Annotated in this window: 18 protein-coding genes; 12 read left to right on the plus strand and 6 right to left on the minus strand. The window is 42.9% G+C overall.

All coding sequences use genetic code 11. From position 1 onward, the window contains the following. Positions 1-141 precede the first annotated feature (141 nt). Together H6G26_RS23480 and msrB are read left to right on the plus strand one after the other, a co-directional pair. Positions 142-675: an MgtC/SapB family protein gene (locus tag H6G26_RS23480; RefSeq protein WP_190731660.1), complete on the plus strand. Its 534-nt coding sequence runs from the start codon at positions 142-144 to the stop codon at positions 673-675. Between the two features lie 573 nt (positions 676-1248). Next, on the plus strand, positions 1249-1749 hold the full coding sequence (gene msrB / locus H6G26_RS23485; protein ID WP_190731661.1) for a peptide-methionine (R)-S-oxide reductase MsrB: 501 nt from the start codon (positions 1249-1251) through the stop codon (positions 1747-1749). Between the two features lie 977 nt (positions 1750-2726). On the opposite strand, the gene mreD is transcribed toward msrB, so the two are convergent. From mreD to H6G26_RS23500, 3 genes are all read right to left on the minus strand, one after another. Next, positions 2727-3344: a rod shape-determining protein MreD gene (gene mreD / locus H6G26_RS23490; RefSeq protein ID WP_190731662.1), complete on the minus strand. Its 618-nt coding sequence runs from the start codon at positions 3342-3344 to the stop codon at positions 2727-2729. A 24-nt stretch (positions 3345-3368) separates the two neighbouring features. Then, positions 3369-4154: a rod shape-determining protein MreC gene (gene mreC, locus H6G26_RS23495; protein ID WP_190731663.1), complete on the minus strand. Its 786-nt coding sequence runs from the start codon at positions 4152-4154 to the stop codon at positions 3369-3371. Between the two features lie 99 nt (positions 4155-4253). After that, a complete protein-coding gene (locus H6G26_RS23500; RefSeq protein ID WP_190731708.1) occupies positions 4254-5261 on the minus strand; it encodes a rod shape-determining protein in 1008 nt (335 codons plus the stop codon). A gap of 362 nt (positions 5262-5623) precedes the next feature. Between H6G26_RS23500 and H6G26_RS23505 the strand changes: the two genes are divergently transcribed. Continuing rightward, on the plus strand, positions 5624-5986 hold the full coding sequence (locus H6G26_RS23505) for a single-stranded DNA-binding protein (RefSeq protein WP_190731664.1): 363 nt from the start codon (positions 5624-5626) through the stop codon (positions 5984-5986). A gap of 59 nt (positions 5987-6045) precedes the next feature. On the opposite strand, the gene H6G26_RS23510 is transcribed toward H6G26_RS23505, so the two are convergent. Next, entirely contained in the window at positions 6046-6792 is a 747-nt protein-coding gene (locus tag H6G26_RS23510) for an SIMPL domain-containing protein (RefSeq protein ID WP_190731665.1), read from the minus strand. A gap of 573 nt (positions 6793-7365) precedes the next feature. On the opposite strand from H6G26_RS23510, the gene H6G26_RS23515 reads away from it, so the two are divergent. The 5 genes from H6G26_RS23515 to murI all read left to right on the plus strand — a co-directional run bounded on the left by H6G26_RS23515 (position 7366) and on the right by murI (position 14534). Further along, positions 7366-8844 (plus strand): cation:proton antiporter, encoded by a 1479-nt coding sequence (locus H6G26_RS23515; protein ID WP_190731666.1) that lies wholly within the window; start codon positions 7366-7368, stop codon positions 8842-8844. 594 nt (positions 8845-9438) lie between these two features. After that, positions 9439-11331, plus strand: a complete 1893-nt coding sequence (locus H6G26_RS23520; protein ID WP_190731667.1) for an N-acetylmuramoyl-L-alanine amidase — start codon at positions 9439-9441, stop codon at positions 11329-11331. Between the two features lie 160 nt (positions 11332-11491). Beyond that, positions 11492-11647 carry a hypothetical protein gene (locus H6G26_RS23525; RefSeq protein WP_190731668.1) on the plus strand — a complete coding sequence of 52 codons (156 nt, stop codon included), beginning with the start codon at positions 11492-11494 and terminating at the stop codon, positions 11645-11647. Beyond that, positions 11644-13539 (plus strand): N-acetylmuramoyl-L-alanine amidase, encoded by a 1896-nt coding sequence (locus tag H6G26_RS23530; RefSeq protein WP_190731670.1) that lies wholly within the window; start codon positions 11644-11646, stop codon positions 13537-13539. The genes H6G26_RS23525 and H6G26_RS23530 overlap by 4 nt, the downstream gene beginning before the upstream one ends. 128 nt (positions 13540-13667) lie before the next feature. Further along, the gene (gene murI / locus H6G26_RS23535) at positions 13668-14534 is read left to right on the plus strand and encodes a glutamate racemase (RefSeq protein ID WP_190731672.1); all 867 of its coding nucleotides are present in this window, start codon (positions 13668-13670) and stop codon (positions 14532-14534) included. A gap of 45 nt (positions 14535-14579) precedes the next feature. On the opposite strand, the gene H6G26_RS23540 is transcribed toward murI, so the two are convergent. Beyond that, positions 14580-14774 (minus strand): hypothetical protein, encoded by a 195-nt coding sequence (locus H6G26_RS23540; RefSeq protein WP_190731674.1) that lies wholly within the window; start codon positions 14772-14774, stop codon positions 14580-14582. Between the two features lie 945 nt (positions 14775-15719). Between H6G26_RS23540 and sds the strand changes: the two genes are divergently transcribed. Beyond that, positions 15720-16691 carry a solanesyl diphosphate synthase gene (sds, locus tag H6G26_RS23545; protein WP_190731676.1) on the plus strand — a complete coding sequence of 324 codons (972 nt, stop codon included), beginning with the start codon at positions 15720-15722 and terminating at the stop codon, positions 16689-16691. Positions 16692-16994: 303 nt separating this feature from the next. On the opposite strand, the gene H6G26_RS23550 is transcribed toward sds, so the two are convergent. Beyond that, positions 16995-17468: a hypothetical protein gene (locus H6G26_RS23550; RefSeq protein ID WP_190731678.1), complete on the minus strand. Its 474-nt coding sequence runs from the start codon at positions 17466-17468 to the stop codon at positions 16995-16997. A 200-nt stretch (positions 17469-17668) separates the two neighbouring features. Between H6G26_RS23550 and hetZ the strand changes: the two genes are divergently transcribed. The 3 genes from hetZ (at position 17669) to H6G26_RS23565 (ending at position 22948) form a co-directional block, all read left to right on the plus strand. Then, complete coding sequence (gene hetZ, locus H6G26_RS23555; protein WP_190731687.1) at positions 17669-18874, plus strand: heterocyst differentiation protein HetZ; 1206 nt, start codon at positions 17669-17671, stop codon at positions 18872-18874. Further along, entirely contained in the window at positions 18867-19844 is a 978-nt protein-coding gene (locus H6G26_RS23560; protein ID WP_190731690.1) for a PatU, read from the plus strand. Before hetZ ends, H6G26_RS23560 begins: the two co-directional genes overlap by 8 nt. Before the next feature lie 824 nt (positions 19845-20668). Continuing rightward, a complete protein-coding gene (locus tag H6G26_RS23565; protein ID WP_242053839.1) occupies positions 20669-22948 on the plus strand; it encodes a DUF3488 and DUF4129 domain-containing transglutaminase family protein in 2280 nt (759 codons plus the stop codon). The last annotated feature ends 53 nt before the right edge of the window (positions 22949-23001 follow it).

The following is a 23001-nucleotide window of genomic DNA, read 5'->3' on the forward strand; positions in this document are numbered from 1 at the left end:
TCTCTAACCTTTTGTTAAATTAACCTTAATGTAAGCTAAACGTATTTGTTTACTGTACTTAGGTTATCAGCTAAAAACTAGCCATTCAGCCCGCTAGGCATAGGTGCAAAGTTCCGTTCTGTCTCTAGGAGAAATGAAGCAATGGGGCCGATGTTTATTAATGCCAACGATTGGCCACATATAGCATTTCGATTGTCTTTGGCGCTCCTGGTTGGTTGCTTGATTGGATTTAATCGTCAGCAAGGGGGTAGACCAGCAGGAATGAGAACATTTATGCTCGTAAGTATGGGGGCAGCAATATTCGTAATGATTCCTTTGCAGGCTGAGAGTGGGAGTCCCGATGATGCCGCCAATGCGCTGAGTCGTACAATTCAAGGTGTAGCTACCGGGATAGGATTTCTCGGAGCCGGATTGATTTTACATGAATCTCCTAGAAAATCTGCGGCACCAAAGGTAAAAAATTTAACTACAGCCGCCTGTATCTGGACTGCGGCCGGTTTGGGGGCTGCGATCGGTTGTGGTCTGTGGCAAATGGGATTATTAGGAGGGTTACTGACCCTGATTACCCTCAGTGGGGTAAAGCGGCTCAATGGCGCATTTGTATTTCTCAAGGGTCGGGGTAAACAAGGGACGACTCAGGATCTAAAAACCATCTCTGATGAAGATGATGATTGACCGTCGCTACACATCTAGGTATGCAGTTCAAATCAAGTCAAGCCGATCTGATTCCTTTACAGTATTTTATTAAAGAATAATTCTTGGTTTCTTAGCTCATTTTAATCACTTGCTCAGGGCTAATTTAGAGCGTAGACGCATTAGCGAAGCGGTAACGACGTTCGCGTAGCGTCTCGCAGAGAAGGAGCGTCAGCGGCTTGTCGTTCAGACATCGCTGATTATATAGCAGTTATGCTTGGGAGCAGTTCTTCCTAGAAGCAAGGGAGAGAACCCCATAATTGAAGGAGGCAGAAGGCAGAAGGTCTTATTCACAAGGGGATTCAGACCCCTCCTGAATAAAAGCCACCAAATTAAAAATTTGGTGGAGGTCTTAAACCCAAGTTCCCTCCGGTCACGGGCAGGAGTTAGGGGTCAGTTTTCCTCTACTCTTGAACTGCCCCCTAACTCCTGCCTTCGTTGATAAATTTAGTTGTTCTAAAACCCTTACTCCCCTGCCTCTTTGATCATGAATGTAGGGAATCCCGTACTGGAGTTGATTGTCCAGTTAACCGGAAAATAGAAAATAATAGATAGATGGACAAACGATATTTTTTACAAGCTAGTGCAGTAATAGTTGGCACAGCATTGTTATCAAGGTATATTTACAACAATCAGGAGTCAGAAGCCATGACAACTTCTAAGAGTGGATTTGAAATTACTAAACCTGAAGAAGAATGGCGCACCATCTTAACACCAGAACAGTTTCGTGTATTGCGTAAACACGGGACTGAACGCCCTCACACCAGCCCATTGGATAAGGAATACGACCAAGGCACTTATTATTGTGCTGCGTGTGAACAGCCACTGTTTACCTCTGATACCAAATTTAACAGTGGTACAGGCTGGCCTAGCTTTTTTAACCCAATTGAAGGTGCGATCGCTACTACTGTAGATAGGTCGTTGTTTATGACCAGAACTGAAGTGCATTGTAGTCGTTGTGGTAGCCATCTTGGTCATGTTTTTGATGATGGCCCTGCACCCACTGGCAAACGCTATTGCATGAACGGGGTTTCGTTGAAGTTTACTCCTGCCTAATTTAGAATTTAGTAGCCCAATAAATAGCTCATCGTAGACATCGCACGCATTAACGCCCATTGGTGTCAACCTAACGCGAAATGGGCAGTTAGAAACCGCACGCAAGGTGCTTCAAGTCGGCACAACCGCCCAACGCACTGGCTCGTCTACACAAACAAAACCCACCTCCGTGGGTTTCAAAACTTTGATTTGACCTTAGTCCGCAGAGGCGGACTTTGCCTGTGTAGCTGCGTACTCCTACGGAGAAGCGAGCTACACGCAGTGTGCCGCAGGCAATTCCATTCGCCAAGGCTTAAGTTGACACCAATGATTAACGCCACGCTCCTACACCGATTGCAAGCAATACGGTGTAGGTAACTGAAATCTTCTAAATTCTCAGATTTTGAGGCTTGACCAAGGGTGAGTAAACTTTTGAGAATAACTTCTCCTACTCAATGCTACTAAACGAAGTATTTTCAATATCAAGAAATGCAACTCTTGGTCTTCGCTAAAGCTATCTACTTAAATCGTCCTATTTCTTTGGTTCGTTTTTATCCTTTTTGTCTTTGGGATCTTTTTTAGGTTTTTTAACTTCTTTATTACTTTTTCTTTCCTTCGACATCAGCGTTCTCCAATTAAGTTAGTCAGTGAAAACTTCCACATTTTGCCATTAGTAAATCAAAAGATGACTTACCTGATATTTTTTTAAGGCAAAAAAGAAAGTATTAGACATAAATGTTACTAACTATCATGATACGATGTTGTTTGATTTAATGTAGCTTGAATCTATATTGCTAGAGCTTACCTAAATTCCATAAAGACTTAGGTTACAGGGTACAAGGGATAATTTTCTTTAGTGTCGTAACAATTCTCTATGAAGATGCACAGAATATAAAGACTTGAAACTCCATCGCAAACAAAGGAATTATTCTATGCAGGCTTACATAGGTTTGGTATCACCTGTAACCTATCCCGTTTTGAATTCCTAACTCCCTTTACTATTGCTCCAACAATTTTATCCTCTGCCACCAACGATTTAGCGGATAATAGACTACAGGTGCCCACAGACTACTAAGAATGGCAGAGGCTAAGGCAACACGTTGGTAATATGTCCAAATATCTGTTAATTTGCGCTCATTTCCCATCAAAGTTAATTGCAACCCAAAGATGGTTTCTGCTAGAACTGCCATAACAAAGACAATTACAGCGATCGAAATAAAATCTTCTTCGATAAAACGCTGCTTCTGTAGCAGAGCAGTTAAAATTCCCACTATACCTAAACTGAGGGCATGAGTAGGGTTAGGTGATGTCATTGAATCTTGAAGTAGCCCTAGAACTATACCTGCGAATGCGCCAGCAAACACCGTGCGCTTCACACTCCAAGCTACCACCCAAATTAACAGCCAGTTAGGGCCAATTCCCAATAATTCCATACCTGGCAGGCGAGTTGGTAATAACAGTAAACATAACAGTACAGAACTAGCCGTCACTATCCAACCCAGCAACTGACGTACACCAGGATGCCAACGGGAAAGTGGCTGGATTTGAAATTTCGATTTTCGTCCTGACGATTTTGGCTTTTTCTGCCTGCTGTGACTAAATGCAGGAATCTTCATTTTTCTATAGATTTTTTGAAGAATTTACTTAGACTTTTGGGTTTCCGACTCTTGGTTTTCTGGCTTTGGATAAACAGCTACCCAATCAAGAGAGCGAATTGGTGGAAAAAGCTCAATTTTCGCCACTGATGCGGGAAGTTTCTTTAAATCCAGTGACTTGATTCGTCCTACTGCCAAGCCAGATGGATATTTCTGACTATAAGTAGATGTGGAAACTAAATCTCCTACTTTGACATTTGGGACTTTTTCATAAAACTCCAGCACAGCTTCGGCAGAAGAATCTCCTCGCAAAACACCTTTAGCTGCTGTGCGACTAACTGATACACCCACTTTACTTTTAAGATCACTGATTAACAACACACGGCTAGTATTGGGAGTTACACTCTCCACTAGACCCACCAATCCGCCATCTGCTTTGACTATAAAGCCTTCCTGAATCCCTGCATTCGTACCGCGATTCAGGGTAACCTGTTGCCACCACTGATCAGCACTACGTCCTATTACCCGTGCTGGAATTGGCCGTGATGCCAACGGCTCTTTTTCTACATAGCCTAATAAATCTTGTAGCTTTGTTTTTTGACTTTCCAAATCTACTATACGGGTTTGCAATTCCAATATCCGAGCATCTCTAAGACGTTCTTCTCGAGTTGGCCCTGACTGCAACATCTCTAACGGACGGGTAATTGCCTGGTATGTCTCAAGCACTAATTCACCTTGAGTTTGTCGCAATACCCAAGCACTACTAACTACTAAAGCTAACAACCCAATTTGTAACCCTTTATGATCCCACCAACGCCGTATTGTAACCATATATACCTTTATACACTTACATAATTAAGTTCTACTTGGATTCTCTTTATATAGAACCCAAATAGAACTCAAATAGAACTCAAGTCTGATATTTTTTTGCTACATATTGCGAGAGCTTTCGGTGACAACTCGTTCTAACTGTTTGAAGTTTTCTAACACACGACCTGTTCCCAGCACAACACAGGAAAGAGGATCAGCAGCAATATGGGTCACAATCCCCGTTTCATGGCTAATGAGGGTATCTATGCCTTTGAGCAAAGCACCACCACCAGCTAACATAATACCTCTGTCAATAATGTCTGCTGCTAGTTCTGGAGGTGTACGTTCCAGTGTCCGCTTCACGGCTTCTATAATTACTGATAGCGGTTCCAACATACTTTCACGGATTTCTGGGCCTTTGATTGTTACAGTTCGCGGTAGACCAGAAAGCAAGTGTAAGCCTCGGATTTCCATCATGGCATCATTATCATCATTAGTAGGATAGGCAGAACCAATCCGAATCTTGATGTCCTCGGCAGTACGTTCACCAATGACTAAGTTATGAACTTTCTTAATATACTGAATGATCGCTTCAGTCAGCTCATCTCCAGCAATGCGTACTGATTCGCTGATTACTGTACCTTGAAGACTCAGTACTGCAACTTCTGTTGTACCACCACCAATATCGATGATCATGTTGCCAGTGGGTTCGGCAACAGGTAGTCCTGCGCCAATTGCTGCAGCTACAGGTTCATCGATTAAATACACTTTTCTTGCTCCTGCTTGGTGAGCCGCATCCATCACAGCTCGCCTTTCTACTCCTGTAACGCCACTAGGAATACCAATGACAATCCGGGGTAAAATTAAAGATTTACCTTCATTCACACGCTGAATAAAGCTTTTCAGCATCAGCTCGGCTATATCGAAATCAGCGATTACACCATCACGCAAAGGGCGGAGGGCAATCACATTTCCAGGTGTGCGACCGAGCATTTTTTTGGCTTCTTCTCCTACTGCCAGTGCTACCTTTTCGTTAACATCGATAGCAACTACAGAAGGCTCTTGCAGTACAATACCTTTACCAGATACATAAACGAGGGTGTTAGCAGTACCGAGGTCGATACCCATATCCCATGATGTGCGAAAGTTTCTAAAAATACCCACGCGTTTCTAAGCCCCCTATGTGCGATACTTTTTGACTACAACGGTAAGAGTTGATTTGATTATGTTTGTATCCTGAGTTGAGTAAACTAGACTATATGTTTATATGATTCCCAGGAATATTTACTATGTCTCAGGTGTGTATGTTTTGATATTCTCTGGTTAACTTAGTATATCCGTATAGTTTTATGTGTTTCTCCAAGTAGTATGTATAATTTTTCAAGTCAACTATATTGTTAACTGTTTAATACATTATTTTCAAGTGTTTCACAATTCGCTATGATGAAAGTCGGCATTTGCAAGTACGCTTGTACTAAGAGGTAACCCATATGAGTATTAATATTGTCACCCTTGTGGGCCGTGTAGGTAGCGACCCTGATATAAAATATTTTGAGTCTGGTAGTGTTAAGTGTAGATTGACACTAGCTGTAAAAAGACGATCGCGCAACAGCGAGGAACCTGACTGGTTCACTCTAGAATTATGGGATAAGACGGCCGAGGTAGCAGGTAATTATGTGCGTAAGGGAAGCCTAATTGGTATAAAAGGTTCTTTAAAGTTTGACTCATGGAGCGATCGCCAAACAGGAGCAAACCGTTCTACACCGATTATTAGAGTAGACCAACTAGATTTATTAGGCTCTAAGCGCGATGGAGAAAGTGGTGCAGGAGATATGTCTTCAGAACATTTTTAATTGGGCATTGGGCATTGATTATTAGTCCTTTGCCCTCACAAATGACAAAGGACTAATGACTAATAACTAATTTGTAGTGTCACGGATGCTTCTACTTGTTGTTCACCACCAACGATAGGGGTGGAAGCATCTGCATTGGCTAACTTTGCAGCCTCAGCCCTTAAAAACATTGGTGGTGGAGGCGCACTGGCATTATTAACTTGAATGCTCACCACTTCTTTGGATTTGAAACCCAAGGCACTGAAAACCGCATCAGCTTGCTGCTGGGCATCTTGAGTAGCTTCTTTTAATGCTTGTTTTTGAGCAGCCGCGATCGCTTCATCATTAGCAACAAAACTAATACCGTTAATTTGTGTCGCACCCGCTTTCACTGCATTATCCAATAATGTACCAGCTTTTTCGGTAGGAATCCTAAAACTCACAGTGTTATTGGCAGCATAGCCTGTAATCCTCTGCACATTGTTGGTGTAACTGTAAACTGGATTAAGCTGAATACCAGTAGTTTGTAATTTTTCGACATTTTGGCTCTTGAGGAACGCAACTACAGCCGATGACCTCCGGGCGGCTTCTTGTTGTACCTCTTGGGCTGTTTTCCCTTGAATCTCCACTCCTAAACTGACTTGCGCCAAGGTTGTAGGAATTGCTTCAACTCCGCGACCATTGACAGTAAGGGTTCGCCACAATTTATCCTTTTCTTGGGCCAATGCAGGCAGTGTAATAGTTACACAGAAAAGCATTGCTAAAGGCAGTATTTTCCACAGGTTTCCATTGGAAAACTGAGAACCGAGTAAAGCGGCTCTAGTCATAAGATTTGCACTCCTCAAAGTATCCACAGATGTTTTGAATAAAGGTATGTAGCAATATTATGGGACTGTTGAGAGTCAACAGTTACCATCAGTTTTTCACAACTGAAGTGCGATCGCTAGATACGATTTGTATGTTCTTACTTTGACACTGCTACAGTTAAAAGCTGAAATGGTTACATTTTTTGAAACTAAAGAACATTACTTAGTACGCCACGGCGTAAATAAAGTCGGAAAATTATTCTTACTTCAATTTGGAATGGGACGCTTAATTAAGCTCATCCCATTTTGAAAAGGGGATGGGACAACACGAAAGACTGTTAACCATCAACAACGTCTCTCATTCCATCTTTAAAAAGAGTGGGTTTTCCCGACGCCTTTTTATAAATTTATCAACTTTGACTTGCTGCAATTTTCTAGACTGTCTGTAGTCCCGGTTTCCAAAGTCTACTGGCAGCAATTGATTGAGTTGACAAATGGCACAAATAAATTTATGCAAGCTGCCAATAGCATCTCCACAGATAGCCGTTTTTCAGAAACGCGTCAAAATCAAAGAGAAGGATTTTCACGGAACCCATGTATTTGTTAAATCCAATCAACTTCTCTTTTCCTCTGCTGGCTACGGCAACAGAAGCCGCAGACAGTTCAATGGTAGTAGCAGCAGTGTTACTAAGCTTAGTAGTAGTTTATCTCGCCAGCAAAGTTGGTGGAGAGTTATCAAACCGAGTGGGTTTGCCGCCTGTCTTAGGCGAACTATTAGGTGGTGTGGTAGTGGGCATTTCTGTTTTCCACCTTTTAGTGTTTCCAGAAGGCAGCACAGATAGTTCTAACTCTTTGATCATGTCCTTCCTGCAAATCACTGCTGGTTTAACTCCTGAAGCCAGCCCCGCGGTGTTTGCAGCTCAGTCTGAGGTGGTTTCGGTTTTAGCAGAATTGGGTGTGATCATCCTACTGTTTGAAATCGGCTTGGAGTCGAACTTAAAAGATTTATTGGCAGTTGGTATCCAAGCTACCATTGTCGCAGTAGTGGGGGTAGTAGTACCCTTTGCCGCTGGTACTGTGGGACTGATGACTTTGTTTGGTATTGGTGCTGTACCCGCAATTTTTGCAGGGGCGGCTTTGACTGCCACTAGTATCGGTATTACTTCCAAGGTGCTGTCAGAGTTGGGGCGACTCAATTCTAAAGAAGGGCAGATTATTTTGGGCGCTGCCGTAATAGACGACGTTTTGGGAATCATCGTTTTAGCGGTAGTTGCCAGCCTAGCTAAAGATGGCGTGGTGGATGTCAGCAAAGTCATCTATTTGATTATCAGCGCCACTGGTTTTATTTTGGGAGCAATCCTACTAGGCAATGTTTTCAATAAGTCCTTTGTGGCGATCGCTGATAAACTCAAAACACGCGGTGGACTGGTTATACCAGCATTTATCTTTGCCTTTGCTATGGCATACCTTGCCGCCGTCATCCACTTAGAAGCAATTCTGGGAGCTTTTGCGGCAGGTTTAGTCCTAGAAGAGACAGATAAGCGCAAACAACTGCAAAGCCAAGTCTGTCCGATTGCCGATATGTTAGTGCCAATTTTCTTTGTGACTGTTGGGGCAAAAACCGATTTGGGAGTATTAAACCCAGCAATTCCCGACAATCGAGAAGGTCTAATTATGGCAACTTTCCTGATCATAGTAGCCATTCTCGGTAAAGTAATCACAGGCTTAAGCGTGTTTGGTCAACCGGAAATCAACCGTTTAGCAATCGGTGTGGGGATGATTCCCAGGGGCGAAGTCGGATTAGTGTTTGCTGGTGTCGGCGCAGCCAGTGGCGCTCTCTCGAAACCATTAGGGGCGGCAATTATCATGATGGTTATCTTGACAACCTTTTTAGCTCCTCCCTTATTACGATTTGTATTTCCAGATCCAAAAACCGTGGATGCAGGCTCAGATCAACTAATTTTAGACGGTTCCTCTGGAACCTCGTTGGTAATTGAACCACCTCAGTCGAGAGTGCCAGCATCAAATGATAGTGGCAATTTGGAAGTAACCCCAGAATCTGGCGATCGCTAATCAAAGTCTTGGGTAAATTCTTACTGAGTTCTGAGTAATTTTCGCTCAGAACTCAGGACTCTGAATTCAGTACTATCACCGTACTTTGAAGATTTTGTGATCGTGCAGTGGAAACTTCCCGTAGCAAATTTCCGTCCCGTGTAATTGTAGAATAATCGTTTGTTTCTAATTTTTACTAGCATTTAGAATGTTATTTATTTCTAATCTCCCTTGGCTTGTTGGCCTTTATCTGAATATTTTTTAGGTAATTGGGGAGTAACACCCATAAATCTTGCTAGATCATCTCCCAGTAATGGGAATTATTTACTTAGCGTATTGATGGCAACGAACAAAAAACAGTTATCAGAAAACGGTTATCAGTTATTAGTTTTCTAGCTTCTTTAGGAGTCAGAGTTTCTACCTCTACAGGTGGAGGTTTTCACATGGGGATTTAAACCCAATTATGAAACTTGGTACTGATTTAAGTATGTGTTTATACCAGCTTAAAAATCAAAAAAGGCATCAAAGGCGAAGTTTAGGTGGTGGCGGTGTGATGATTTACCAATGAGTTGAGATATTGACGGCTCCCATGAACTTGAATTAGGAGAAAGGACTGTGAAATTACACTGGTTATTACCCAGCGCTATTGGAACTATCTTCATGCTATCGTCGCCTGCAATGGCCGCGAGACTTGAATCTTGGCGCTTTGATGCCAATCAAAACAGGCTGGAAATTAATACTGTGGGAGCAGTTCAACCCCAGGCACAACTAATTTTTAACCCCACTCGGCTGGTAATTGATTTGCCAGGAACCACATTTGGGCGTCCGCAGGTAACTCAACAGGTAGGCGGTGGAATTCGCTCGATTCGGGTTGGGCAGTTTGATACAGAAACAACACGTATAGTTGTCGAACTGACACCTGGTTATACTTTAGACCCCAAACGAGTAAAATTTGCTGGTGCAACTGGCGATCGCTGGACGGTGCAATTACCTAGACCAGAAGTCGATAGAGTAGCCTCGTCTCCCACTTTATCTCCTAGAAGTGCTTACAGTGTTGTTACTCCAAACTCTGAGCTTCAACCTAATATTTCAAGGGTTGCCACTACTACACGAGGGGCGACTCAAATTGAGAGCTTACAAGTCACAGGCGATGGGTTGTTCGTCCGCACCAGTGGTGGCAATCCCCCAATTCAGGTAATTCGCAGCCGCGATCGCGCTACTATCTTCGTAGATATCTCTGGCGCATCTTTATCATCACGTCTGGCGCAACAGAATAATATACCCGTTAATAAACATGGTGTTAGCCGTGTTGAATTCACCCAGCTACAAACCCAACCTCCTGGTGTCCGCTTGAGTTTACGGGTAGACAAAAATAGCCCAGACTGGCGAGCAACTAATAGTAACGGCGGTGGTTTGGTGATTCTACCCAGTCGTGTTGTTACACTTCCTGGAAGTAATAATTCTAATAGTCAGTCAGAACCCGTTTCCCTTCCCAGCAGAACATCTGCCAACAACTCACCAGCAACAATTGAGTCTGTGCAACTGGCTGATAATGGCACACAACTGCTAATTAGAGCCGACCAAACTTTATCTGCCACGGGAACTTGGGATAGATCCTCAGGCCTGTTTCGCCTCACAATTCCCAATGCCAAGTTAGCTCCTAGAGTTACAGGCCCTACTTTTGCTCCCAATAGCCCCATTCTCCGGGTACGTCTGCAACGGCAAGAACCCAACACAGTCGTTGTCTTAATTCAACCAGCAGCAGGAGTACAACTTGGGCAACCCAGGCAAATTGGTGACCAGCTTCTGACTTTACCGATACAAGGCTCTCGTCGAATTGTTGCAATCCCCCCCGCAAGACCCCCCTTTGCTTTACCTGGGCTACCACCGCCAAACCGGGGCCCATTCCCAGACCCTAATAATCCCAATCCCCAGCCCCCAAGACAACCACAGCGTTCAGTTACCAGGGGGCGAGTGGTAGTCCTGATTGACCCCGGACATGGCGGTAAAGACCCTGGAGCAGTAGGTCTTGGGGGACTACGCGAAAAAGATATTCTTTTGCCTATTAGCAAACGAATAGCTCAGGTCTTGCAGCAAAATGGCGTACAAGTAGTTATGACGCGAGATTCTGACTATTTCGTTACCCTTCCCGGACGGGTGAAGTTAGCAGAGCGAGCAAATGCTGATATCTTTGTTAGCATTCATGCGAATGCAGTCGGGCCAGGTCGTTCGGATGTCAGTGGCTTAGAAACCTATTATTACGATAGTGGTTTGGGTCTAGCTCGCACTGTCCATAATAGTATTCTCCAAAGTGTAAATGTCAGAGATAGGGGAGTGCGGCGAGCCAGATTTTTTGTCCTTAGAAAAAGTTCTATGCCTTCTATTCTCGTAGAAACAGGTTATTTGACTGGTCGAGATGATAACGCTAAACTCAGAAGCTCTGCTTACCAAAATCAAATGGCAGATGCGATCGCTCGTGGCATCCTTCAGTATCTAAAGAGAAGATAAGGAATTTATTCAAAATAATTGAGTAAATACATCTAATCTTTACCATTTTTATCCAAATTTAGTAGTACAACAATTTCAGTATTCTTGCGGCGGGACAGGAGTAGCTTCTTTGTTATTGTCATCTGATGCTTTGCAAGTCAAATTTATATAGGCTCATGGCATGGCAAAATCAGAGGATCGTGCTATATTCTACGCCATTAGCTGTGTCTTAATACCAGCACAAAACTCAAGTGTGCGCGGTGACGGTGTGAGGATTAGCCAATATGTTGAGATGTTGACGGCTCCCATGAATGTGAATCAGGAGAAAAGACTGTGAATTTACGCTGGTTGCTATCCAGTACTATTGGAACTATCTTCATGCTGTCGTCGCCGGCAATGGCCGCGAGACTCGAATCTTGGCGTTTTGATGCCAACCAAAATCGCCTGGAATTTAATACTTTGGGGGATGTTCAACCCCAAGCACAATTAATTTTTAACCCCACTCGTTTGGTAATTGATTTGCCAGGCACCACATTTGGGCGTCCGCAGTTAACCCAACGGGTGGGTGGTGGAATTCATGCTATCCGTATTGGGCAATTTGACGAGCAAACAACGCGCATAGTCGTTGAACTCACTCCTGGTTATACTTTAGACCCTAAGAGAGTACAATTTGTTGGCACAACTGGCGATCGCTGGACAGTGCAATTACCTACGCCAGAAGCCGAAAATGTACCCTCAAATCCTGGGGGGCAACAAGAGCAAGCTATAGCAACAGAGACTTCACCGAGAACATCTCCACCAGTATTCTCTCCAAGAAATATTTACAAGGTGGTGAGAACAGGCCCTGTCAATCCACTTAAAAACGGAATGCTTGCCGCCAGAGTTACTCAAATTGAGAACTTACAAGTCACAGGCGATGGTTTTTTCATCCGTACCACTGGTGGTAATCCTCAGATTCAGGTAAATCCTAGCAACGAGCAAAGGGCAATTAACATTGATATTGCTGGCGCTACTTTATCACCAAATCTAAGGCAGCGCGATTTGCCGATTAATCGGTATGGTGTCAGCCGCATTCAGTTCAGCCAACTACAAACAAGCCCATCTGTTGTTCGCATGACGTTACAGGTGGACGAAAATAGTCAAAATTGGCGAGCAACCACTAGCAGTGTTGGTGGTTTTGTGATTCTGCCCAGTCGTGGCATTGCCCAGCTGCCTGGAAATAATAGTCCACGCCCTATACCATCTACTAACACCTCACCTGCTACTATTGAGTCTGTGCAATTGGCTGGTAATGGCACACAATTGCTAATTAGAGGCGACAAAAATTTATCTGCTACAGGAGGCTGGGATAGAACCTCTGGTCTGTTCCGCATCACTATCAACAATGCTCAGTTAGCTCCCAAGGTTACAGGCCCTACTTTTAATGCTAATAGTCCTATCCTTCGGGTTCGCCTGCAACCACAAGAATCGAATACTGTCATCGTCTTGGTTCAACCAGCAGCCGGAGTGCAAATTGGGGAACTAAATCAGGTTGGCAACCAGCTTTTGGCTTTAGAATTACAAAGCTCTCGTAGCCTCACACCCCCCATTGCTTTACCTCCTCTGCCATCGGCAAACCAAGGTCAATCTCCAAACCCCATAGATAATCCCCGTCCTATCTTCCAGCCACAGCCAGCCCCCTCGGTTCCCAGAGGAAAATTGCTAGTAGTTATTGACCCAGGACATGGTGGAAAAGACCCAGGTGCTCCTGGTCTGGGTGGACTGTTAGAAAAGGATGTAGTCTTGCCTATTGGTAGAAGGGTAGCAGCCATTTTAGAGCAAAATGGTGTACAAGCAGTGCTAACGCGGGATGCTGACTTTTTCGTAGAACTTCAAGGACGGGTAAATATTGCCGAGCGAGTTAATGCAACTTTGTTTGTCAGCATTCACGCTAATTCCGTTGATCGTCGTCCTGATGTGAATGGGTTAGAAGTATATTATTATGATAGCGGTTATGCTCTGGCTGAAGCAGTTCGCAATAGCATCCTCCAGAACATCGATACAATCAAAGACCGGGGAACCCGCAAAGCCAGATTCTACGTTCTCAGGAAAAGCTCTATGCCTTCGATTTTAGTAGAAGCAGGCTATATGTCTGGTCGAGAAGACAATCCTAGATTGGGAACACCAGAGTATCAAAATCGGATGGCAGATGCGATCGCTAGTGGCATTCTAAAATACTTACAGCGTTAATATAGTACAAATTATTAATTAAAAGGTCGTATTTAGCCTGCTTTAACCTCCATAATTTAGTGGTCAATTAGCAAATTGTCTGCTAAATTCTGTATTTTAAATCCCAAAACTTAAATTAATATCTGCCTGTGTATTCATCTTCGATCTTTGATGCGAATCTTGACGATTTTTCGGCTCTTGAACCCCAACGTGCCCCAATTGGCATCTTTGATAGTGGTGTGGGTGGACTGACGGTACTGCGACAAGTATATCGGCAACTCCCCAATGAATCAATTGTTTACTTTGGGGATACAGCTCGACTTCCTTACGGAATTCGTTCACAAGCAGAAATTTTACAATTTACGCGTGAAATTATTACCTGGCTACAACAGCAGCAGGTAAAAATGGTAATTATGGCTTGCAACACCAGTTCTGCCCTAGCCCTAGAAACGGTGCGTCAAGAATTCAACATACCCATTTTGGGAGTAATCCTACCGGGTGCAAAAGCTGCGGTGCAGCAAGGAAAGCGGATTGGTGTAATTGCTACTCCAGCTACGGCGAAAAGTAATGCTTATAAGCACGCCATAATTGAAATTGCTCCTGATGTCCAAGTGTGGCAAGTTGGATGTCCTGAGTTTGTGCCACTCATCGAGCAAAATCGGATTCACGACCCCTACACTGCTGAAGTTGCACGAGCTTACCTAGAGCCTTTACTAGAGCAGGAAATTGACACCTTAGTTCATGGCTGTACCCATTATCCCCACCTGACACCAGTATTGCGATCGCTCCTCCCCTCTCAAGTCCAACTAGTTGATCCAGCTGTTCATGTTGTGGCAGCTTGTGCCCAAGAGCTAGATTTACTAGGCTTAAAAAATACCCACCTACCACTGCCAACTCGCTTCGCCGTCAGCGGGTGTCCACAACAATTTTCCCAGTCAGGAGTGCAGTGGCTAGGCTATACCCCAATGGTTGAAGAGGTTTGCTTCACTGATACTGCTATTTCCCAACTCCAATAAAACTAATTTGTCCTTAGTCATTGGTCATTTACAAATGCCCAATGCCTATTGACTATTAACTACTTCAGTTACCTTTGTCCTTATTGGTATCTCCTGCTTGTGTTTTCCTTCGGCAGATGGAGAGATTGTCGGAACAGTCTTTGTACCTGTTCGCTTCGCCAGTGCTAATAACAGGTAAACTGTAAACAAATATCCAGACGCTAAAATAAAAATCATCATCGGTATACTTCCGTAAATCATTGTTCTACCAGCACCGTTTCAAACGAATATAAAATTCCATAAAATTAGTGAAACCTCAGCTAACCAAGTACATTCTTGATTGCTGTAGTTTTCTATGGTAAAATTACCTATAGAGATTTCATCTCTCTACGGTTAAAGAATTTATTGTCTAATGGGCTTCTTGCAGACCATAGATCCCACAGCAGTTAAATTGCCATTTAGCAATCTAAAACTACGGTTCTCAGCGATCTACTTGATCTGCATTATTTTTATTAACACTGCTATGAAAAGAGCAATGCTTGCGCTTGACATACGCTGAAGACGTGTAGCGACTTCCCACAGGGATATCGCATAGCTCCAAATCAGGAGTTTTGCATATCGTAACAAAGCTCAAAGGAATTATTCCCTTAATCTCAACTACGACTAATTATTTTAGACTTACATCACCGACACAGTATTATCACTTAGTAAGTGAATTACTTTTGGGGTGTGACTATCTGAAAAATTTAAAATTCCTATATTTTAGCGTAACACAACGACCCTGATTTTGAAGCCTACTCGACTGCTAAATTTCAAATTTTTTGAATAGCTACACTTCAGTCTTAAAGAAATTTAGTCTTACCTATTAGTCTCACATTTAATTTTTACCCATTTTGTCAATAAGTAAAATTGCTTAATTTTTTTCAACCTGTGGCGGCAAACGTCTAATGGGAAACTACTTAATCCAATTTAAGCTAATATTTGTTTTCTTTTACTAAAAATTCATATTTTAAGTTAGTTTAAAATCCGACTTACCAAAAAATAAGCATAATTGCTTATTGACAAATATGCTATGAACTTTAATTATCACCGATATACTCATGAAAATGGGATTACCTTATGAAAACTTTGCGCTGGCACAGGGTTATCTTAAAATGAGTGTAGGATATGTAAACTTTCGTAACCTAAGTCAGAGTCCGCCCATCCATGACCCCAGCCACCTCCCTGTTTACCCCTGTGGAAGCAGACCTGCGACTACTAGCAGATAACCTAAAGCAGCTAGTTGGAAATCGCCACCCCATCCTGTTTATGGCAGCCGAACATCTATTCGGAGCTGGGGGAAAGCGTATCAGACCAGCAATTGTCCTGCTAATATCGCGGGCTACAATGTTAGCTCAAGAGATTACACCGCGTCATCGCCGCCTAGCTGAGATTACAGAAATGATTCACACAGCAAGCTTAGTACATGACGATGTGGTAGATGAATCAGATACGCGGCGAGGCGTTCCTACCGTTCATAGTTTGTTCGGTAATCGAATTGCCATATTAGCAGGAGATTTTCTTTTTGCCCAATCGTCCTGGTATTTAGCAAACTTGGACAATTTAGAGGTGGTAAAACTCCTTTCAGAAGTAATTATGGATTTGGCTACTGGGGAGATCCAGCAGGGATTAAATCGTTTTGATGCTGGCATTTCTATTGATACTTATCTCCAGAAGAGTTATTACAAAACAGCTTCATTAATCGCTAACAGTTCTAAAGCTGCTGGGTTACTTAGTGAAGTTTCACAAGAAACTGTTGAGCATCTGTATAGCTACGGTCGTCATTTTGGTATAGCATTTCAAATTGTTGATGACATTCTAGATTTCACCAGTACAGCAGATACCTTGGGTAAACCTGTGGGGTCGGATCTTAAAAGTGGTAATTTAACTGCACCTGTTTTATTTGCTTTAGCCCAAAAACCATCTTTGGAAGTGCTGATTGAACGAAAGTTTGCTCAAGAAGGGGATTTAGAGCAAGCACTAGCATTAATTCAAGATAGTCAAGGTATACAGCAGGCGCGAGAGTTAGCTGCTCACCATGCTAAGTTAGCAATTGAACATCTTGCAGTTCTCCCACCCTCAGAATCTCACCAGGCATTGATTAACATAGCTGAGTACACACTGAGTCGTCTTTACTAAATTATTTACTAACTAACAGGTAGAAAACAGGACTTTAGACCGCAAGCTAAACCTCACAACTGTTCTTAGGTAGAGAAATTTTGCTCAATAATCAGCTAAAATTTGAAAAATGTTCACTGATAACTGTTTGTTAATCAATTTTAGATTAGGCGGAAAATTAAGCTGTTCGGTTGCTTTTTTAAAGAACTAAAAGGGTAGTGACTGGCATTAATTTCTTTTCATCAAAAACTTTTTCAAACAAATTTGAGATTTAAAATTTTGGATGTGGGATTGTATCTAAAAAATCCCACATCCAAGTTTTTTCTATGCAATATCAGGTGGTATGTGTTTAGGCGATCGCTGTTGTCTCAACTGTTTCTGCATGAGTTTCTCTAGATCAGTTCGCCGAATTTCAACGGTATGAGTGGTCTTACCCGGCGTCTCCAAAAAAACGATACTATCTACGGGTTCCAATGCCACCAGTTGGAACAAAATATGGGTGACAGGAATAATTTTAGCTAGCATTTGAGGGTCAAGCCCAGCAGGGGAAATTAGAGAGACATCCTGTATGGTAGGAAAAGCGTAAATCACACGCTTTTCCAATCCTGAATTAGCACGATTGCTCAATGTAGTTAAAACCCAGCTTGACTCTGAATTTTGAAGAATATAGTACTGGGAGTAACGTAATTTTTGAGCGATCGCTCTAAGGGCAGGAGCAATTGCTGAAATCAGATTTGGTGTTATACCATCGCGGGGTGCATTGTCAATCAGCAATTGAATTTGTGCTTCTAAATCCATAATGACTTGTATACGGCTCCTGGGTAATGGCAATAACATCTATCAAAGTGTGAACAATCCCATCCAAGTTGGGAATAATAAAATCAGCCACATCCTCAATGTTGGATTGGTCTGCGTTTAGCTTATACGTAAAACTGAAGCCAATACCCACGTCGTACAGGTTGTATTTAAATACTTAGGGTCTTTTGAAAACCGAGACTATGAATTCAGCCGCAACCGCAACTATTCCATCTGCAAATATTCTGGGAGAAAATTCTAAAGGCGTGGAGGTGATCTTTCAACTCCTATCCAGGGAGTTTCAACAATCAACCAAAGCTTCGGAACAGAATTGCCATGATGTAGCAACACGTATTACCACTGAAGTATATCGGATTTGCCATGAAAGCAAACGTATCCAAGCTTCTGGAACTGTAGAAAGCTCGGCGATGACCCTCGCTCGGCATCGGCTACAACAGTGTCTCAGGTACTATCAGTTGGGTTCAAATCGGGGCAGGGTAGAATTACACAGCACTCTGAGTGCAATTATTTATCGATACATTAATCCGCCTCAGAAGCAATTGAGTTATCAAGGGCGACTGACTATAATTGAAGATTTCTTACAGAGTTTTTATCTAGAAGCATTAAACGCCTTCCGCCGAGAAAATCAACTCGGTGCTACTTATCGCCCTCAGACACTTCTAGAATTGTCCGAGTACATGGCATTTACCGAGCGCTACGGCAAGCGACGCATTCCTTTACCAGGCCGTCAGCAGCAGCTAATTATCTTGCGGGCGCAAACTTTTTCTCAACACCAGCCCCCAGAAACCAGCGTAGATATAGAACAAGCCGCAGAAGGCAGCAATAGTGAAGCCGATGGTTCTTGGGAAGAACCAGTAGTACATCAATTGCGCTCCACAATGGCAACGCAAGCCGAACCCGAACCTGAAGAAGATACCTTGCGCTCCGTTGTGGTTACAGAATTAATGAATTATCTCGAAGAACGGCAACAATCTGACTGTGCTGATTACTTTTCCCTCCGCCTCCAGGATTTATCGGCACAGGAAATTGAGTCGATTTTAGGTTTAACCCCTCGTCAGAGAGATTATTTACAGCAACGCTTCAAGTATCATTTGATTCGGTTTGCTTTATTACACCGTTGGGAATTGGTTCACGAGTGGCTAGAAGCCTCTTTGCATACCAATTTGGGTTTAACTCCCCAGCAATGGCAAGTATATACAGCACAGCTGGACACTAAGCAACGGTCTTTACTAGAGTTGAAGCAACAAGGGCAAGCCGATGAAAAAATCGCAAAAACTTTAGGGCTGTCAATGGCACAACTACAAAAACGATGGTTTAAGATTCTTGAGCAAGCTTGGGAAATTCGTAACTCATTAGTGTCCGGATCAGGTGCATCTACTCATGAATAGTGACTCAGAATCCTTACAATCTCAGTGTCTCGGTTGGTTATTGACAGATGATGTCAAAAATACCGAGCAATCTGTAGAATGTGAGGAAAATGACGGGGTAAAAAACCTCCACAATGAAGCCACTGCTTCAAAAAGCAGTGAGCCAAAATTGGGAGGAACGCCCCAGACCTTTAAATTGGGAGAAATTCCTACTGTGCAAGATCGTTTTCAAGCTGTCCTTAAGCATCGCTTACAAATCCAAGCCCAAGAACACCCACCCTTATTTCCCTGGGAAACACAATTAATCGACTATCCCGATTTTGTTGACGAGCCGTCAATGACGCTCGTTCCTAGCTGGGGGTGGATGGTACAACAGTCGAAGCTGAATCTGCCACGTCCTTTACCGGAGAGAGTTTTTCAGCAATTGCTGGAAAAATGTCAAGCGATGGTGACATCTTCAGTGCCCCTGGGAGCAAAATTAGTTCAAGTGGTGGAGAACTTTTTCCCTAACGAGTCTCAATCACTAAACGACATAGCTGGATTGGTGCTAAGAAGCACCTATAGGTCTGTAAGTACTCTGGAGACAATTCCCAATATTCAGAGCGATTACTCAGATTTACAACCGCGTCAACAAATGGCTTTGTCGTTGCTAGCAGCTAAACAACTGCTGGAAAATTTGACTCTACCACTCTCAGCAACTAGTCCAGTGGTAGAAAGACAATGGCTAACCACTGTCGGTAATTTGGACATCAGAGTAGAGTATCAGTCTGTAGGTAAACTTACAAAGTTACTTGTTCAGGCTGAGTTACCTGTTAAAGGAACTTTAGCACTTCGGGGAAGTGGCACCTTAGCAATGGCAACATCTTCGACTTCGGGATACTTAAGTGTGGAGTTAGGCTGCGAACAACTTAGCCCAACTTATACCCTGGAAGTTGAGTTTCCAGAAATAGACCAACAGCCGCTTTTGTTTGTCATTAATCTCACTATGTAACCTTAATTGCCAGCGCTAGAACGTAATGCTGAATATCTTAAGGTAATCATTGCCTAGCTGTTGCCTTGTGGCTTTTTCGTCCTCTCGACACTATTAGCAACAGGGTGCTTACTTATATCGTTTGCGGAACTTAAGGCGTGGTTACAACTAACCAGTAGAAGTAGACTTACCCTCTACCTCATAATTGATTTTTTGTGGGTACTCGTCAGTCCACTCGGTTACTAACCAAGCCTGGAGAACGAGTTAATTTCTTGTATTGTGCTGATTTCGCCTCGCCTTTATTTTACCGAGACACCATTTTTTCAGAACGGATTTATTCGTTTGTGTTGTTTTTTATACAAATTTATGTTCACTCTTGCCGTTACAGGTCGCGGTAACGTCATATCATGTTTGCTTGATTACTTATTTAACTTGGAGAACCTCACCCTGGTTTTGCTTGTGCAAAACCTGTCCCTCTCCTTACTAAGGAGAGGGATGTCCGATAGGACAGGGTGAGGTTTTTGCTTTTGTTTCGAGTAATTCAATTACTTATGTGTACATCGTAGTCCTGCGGGGAGGGGTTTAGTACTTCTAAGGGTAAGTCGCTGTTCCTCTGGCGCAGAGTTTTCGTCAAAAGAAGCGAAGCAAAGGTTGATAACAGGGTTTTGAAACTCCTGCAAGGGCTTTAATTTGTAAAAATAAGCGCGAAACCTTCATAGATACTTAAAGGCAGGATAAGAAAGCTTTCTGTAACGGGAATACTTTAAAGTAGGACGAACAGTTTTGTCCTCAGCATTGTTTCCGTGGGATTTTCACTTAGAATCGAAATGCTTAACTTATCCAAGATGAATCGGTTTTGGCGTGTCCCTGTAGGTAATTTTCCGCAGCGATCGCCTTTGATAGAAGTGGAAGATTCAATTTCCTTGCGGGTGCTAGTGCTAGCGTTGGTTATTTTGGGAATTGTAGCGACGGATATCGCCGCAGAGACTTCATTCACTTTTTGGGCGTTACCCCTAAGTATATTGGGTGCGATTTGGAGCTACTATAGTCGCCGCGATGCCAATGTTGCAGTTAAGTTTTGCATCGCTATCGGAATGTTAGTAGCACTGGGTGCTTTCTTTGGGCGGTTAGTGGGAGAGTTGAATGATACGCGGTTGAGTTTGGCAGAGTTATTAATTCAACTCCAGGTGTTGCATAGCTTTGATACACCCCGCCGGAAGAATTTGGGTTATTCGATCGTTATAGGACTAATTTTATTGGGTGTGGCAGCAACGCTAAGTCAAACTTTAGCATTTGCACCTGTGTTGCTGTTATTTTTAGCGATCGCTCTACCAACTTTAGTACTGGATTATCGCTCACGCTTGGGTTTGCAACCATTAAAAACTCAAAAGGAAAAATCCAATAAGAATTCCTCAATTCTTAATTTTAAATTTTTAATTCTGACTTTTTTGCTAATTGTCGGTCTGGGACTGGCAATTTTTGCTGTTTTACCCAGATTCCCTGGCTATCAGTTACGGAATTTTCCTGTAAGTTCTCCTATTCAAGTAAAAGGCAGTTTCACTGGACGTAGTATTATAAATCCCGGTTATGTCCGCCAAGGTAAAGGTGATAATCAAGGCAGTGGTACGGGACAAAATCAAAATGGTCAACCAGGTAAAGTAGATAGTAACTTTTATTACGGTTTTAATAGCCAAATTAACCAAAACCTGCGGGGCGAGATGAAACCTAAAGTTGTGATGCGGGTGCGATCGCAAGCTGAGGGTTTTTGGCGAGTTCTAGGATTTGACCGTTATACGGGTAAAGGATGGGAAGTATCGCGTAATGAAGAAGTTACAACCATCAAGCGATCGCCTTGGTCTTACCAAATTTTCCTGAACCGACCTCTGATTACTGGTAAAACCCAAGAGATAGTCCAAACTTATACAGTCGTGGCGGATTTGCCTAACCTAATTCCAGCGATGGCTTATCCCAAAGAGATTTACTTTCCGACACCGATGATCGCGGTTGATACAGAAAACGGATTGCGATCGCCTGTGGAATTATCAGAAGGACTTACTTACACAGTAGTTTCTGAAGTACCATACCGCGATCGCACCTTATTAGGTAAAGCTTCTACTAATTATCCGCAACAGATTAAGAAGCATTATCTGCAAATTCCTCCCGAAATTGCCGAAAAAGTCCGGCAACGTACCGAAGAAATTCTTGCTAACTACAATCGGGAACGAATCGCAAAGTCTTCTAAAAGCCTAGATTCAACCTATGAACAGACTCTCTACCTAGCTCAATACCTGAAGCAACACTACTCCATTCCCCAAAATCCCTTCGATTTGCCTTATTTGGGAGAAAAGGATGACTTAGTAGAAGCTTTTTTATTCAAATATAAAGGTGGTTATCCCGACCATTTCTCAACAGTTCTTACGGTAATGCTACGTTCTATTGGTATCCCAGCCCGGTTAGTAGCAGGGTTTAGTCCAGGAGAATTTAATCCATTTACAGGGCTATATGTTGTCCGTAATACTGATGCTTATGCGATGACGGAAGTATATTTTCCGAAATATGGCTGGTTTGCCTTTGACCCGATTCCCAATCATCCTCTGATACCTCCATCAGTAGAAGATACTCAGACTTTTAGCGTGTTGCGCCAGTTGTGGCAATGGGTTGCTGGATGGTTACCATCTCCAGTGACAGGTTTGTTGAATAATGTTTTTGAGACAATATTTAGGTGGGTAGTTAGAGCGATCGCTTGGTTTTTAGCTTTATTCTCTCAAGGTTGGTTTGGTGTATTAACTGGCTTAATTTTGACAACTATAGTAGCTTTCTTCGGTTGGCTGGGTTGGGGTCAGTGGCGAGAGTGGCGCAACCGTCGATGGTTAAAGAAATTGCCAGCAATGGAGAGCCTTTATCAACAAATGCTGCAATGGACAACCCAAAAAGGTTTAGGTAAGCATCCAGCGCAAACACCTTTAGAGTATGCCAGAGGATCGTACCAGCATCATTCCCCAGCAACTGCTGAGGTCATAGATGAGATTAGTCAAGCTTATGTTAGTTGGCGTTATGGTGGTCATAGCCCTAACTTGAAGCGATTGCGAGAAAGATGGCAAGGTTTAAAAAAGACTGCTAAGTAACAATCCCGTTCGGTTAAGCTAAGAATCCTTAGTAGAGACGCGAAATTTCGCGT

The sequence above is a fragment of the Nostoc sp. FACHB-888 genome (genome assembly GCF_014696655.1).
Classification (GTDB): Bacteria; Cyanobacteriota; Cyanobacteriia; order Cyanobacteriales; family Nostocaceae; genus Nostoc.

Coding starts and splice junctions, on each gene's coding strand:
- H6G26_RS23480 (WP_190731660.1), top strand. CDS start 142: ATGGGGCCGATGTTTATTAATGCCAACGATTGGCCACATATAGCATTT.
- msrB (WP_190731661.1), top strand. CDS start 1,249: ATGGACAAACGATATTTTTTACAAGCTAGTGCAGTAATAGTTGGCACA.
- mreD (WP_190731662.1), bottom strand. CDS start 3,344: ATGAAGATTCCTGCATTTAGTCACAGCAGGCAGAAAAAGCCAAAATCG.
- mreC (WP_190731663.1), bottom strand. CDS start 4,154: ATGGTTACAATACGGCGTTGGTGGGATCATAAAGGGTTACAAATTGGG.
- H6G26_RS23500 (WP_190731708.1), bottom strand. CDS start 5,261: ATGGGTATCGACCTCGGTACTGCTAACACCCTCGTTTATGTATCTGGT.
- H6G26_RS23505 (WP_190731664.1), top strand. CDS start 5,624: ATGAGTATTAATATTGTCACCCTTGTGGGCCGTGTAGGTAGCGACCCT.
- H6G26_RS23510 (WP_190731665.1), bottom strand. CDS start 6,792: ATGACTAGAGCCGCTTTACTCGGTTCTCAGTTTTCCAATGGAAACCTG.
- H6G26_RS23515 (WP_190731666.1), top strand. CDS start 7,366: ATGTATTTGTTAAATCCAATCAACTTCTCTTTTCCTCTGCTGGCTACG.
- H6G26_RS23525 (WP_190731668.1), top strand. CDS start 11,492: ATGGCAAAATCAGAGGATCGTGCTATATTCTACGCCATTAGCTGTGTC.
- H6G26_RS23540 (WP_190731674.1), bottom strand. CDS start 14,774: ATGATTTACGGAAGTATACCGATGATGATTTTTATTTTAGCGTCTGGA.
- sds (WP_190731676.1), top strand. CDS start 15,720: ATGACCCCAGCCACCTCCCTGTTTACCCCTGTGGAAGCAGACCTGCGA.
- H6G26_RS23550 (WP_190731678.1), bottom strand. CDS start 17,468: ATGGATTTAGAAGCACAAATTCAATTGCTGATTGACAATGCACCCCGC.
- hetZ (WP_190731687.1), top strand. CDS start 17,669: ATGAATTCAGCCGCAACCGCAACTATTCCATCTGCAAATATTCTGGGA.
- H6G26_RS23560 (WP_190731690.1), top strand. CDS start 18,867: ATGAATAGTGACTCAGAATCCTTACAATCTCAGTGTCTCGGTTGGTTA.
- H6G26_RS23565 (WP_242053839.1), top strand. CDS start 20,669: ATGAATCGGTTTTGGCGTGTCCCTGTAGGTAATTTTCCGCAGCGATCG.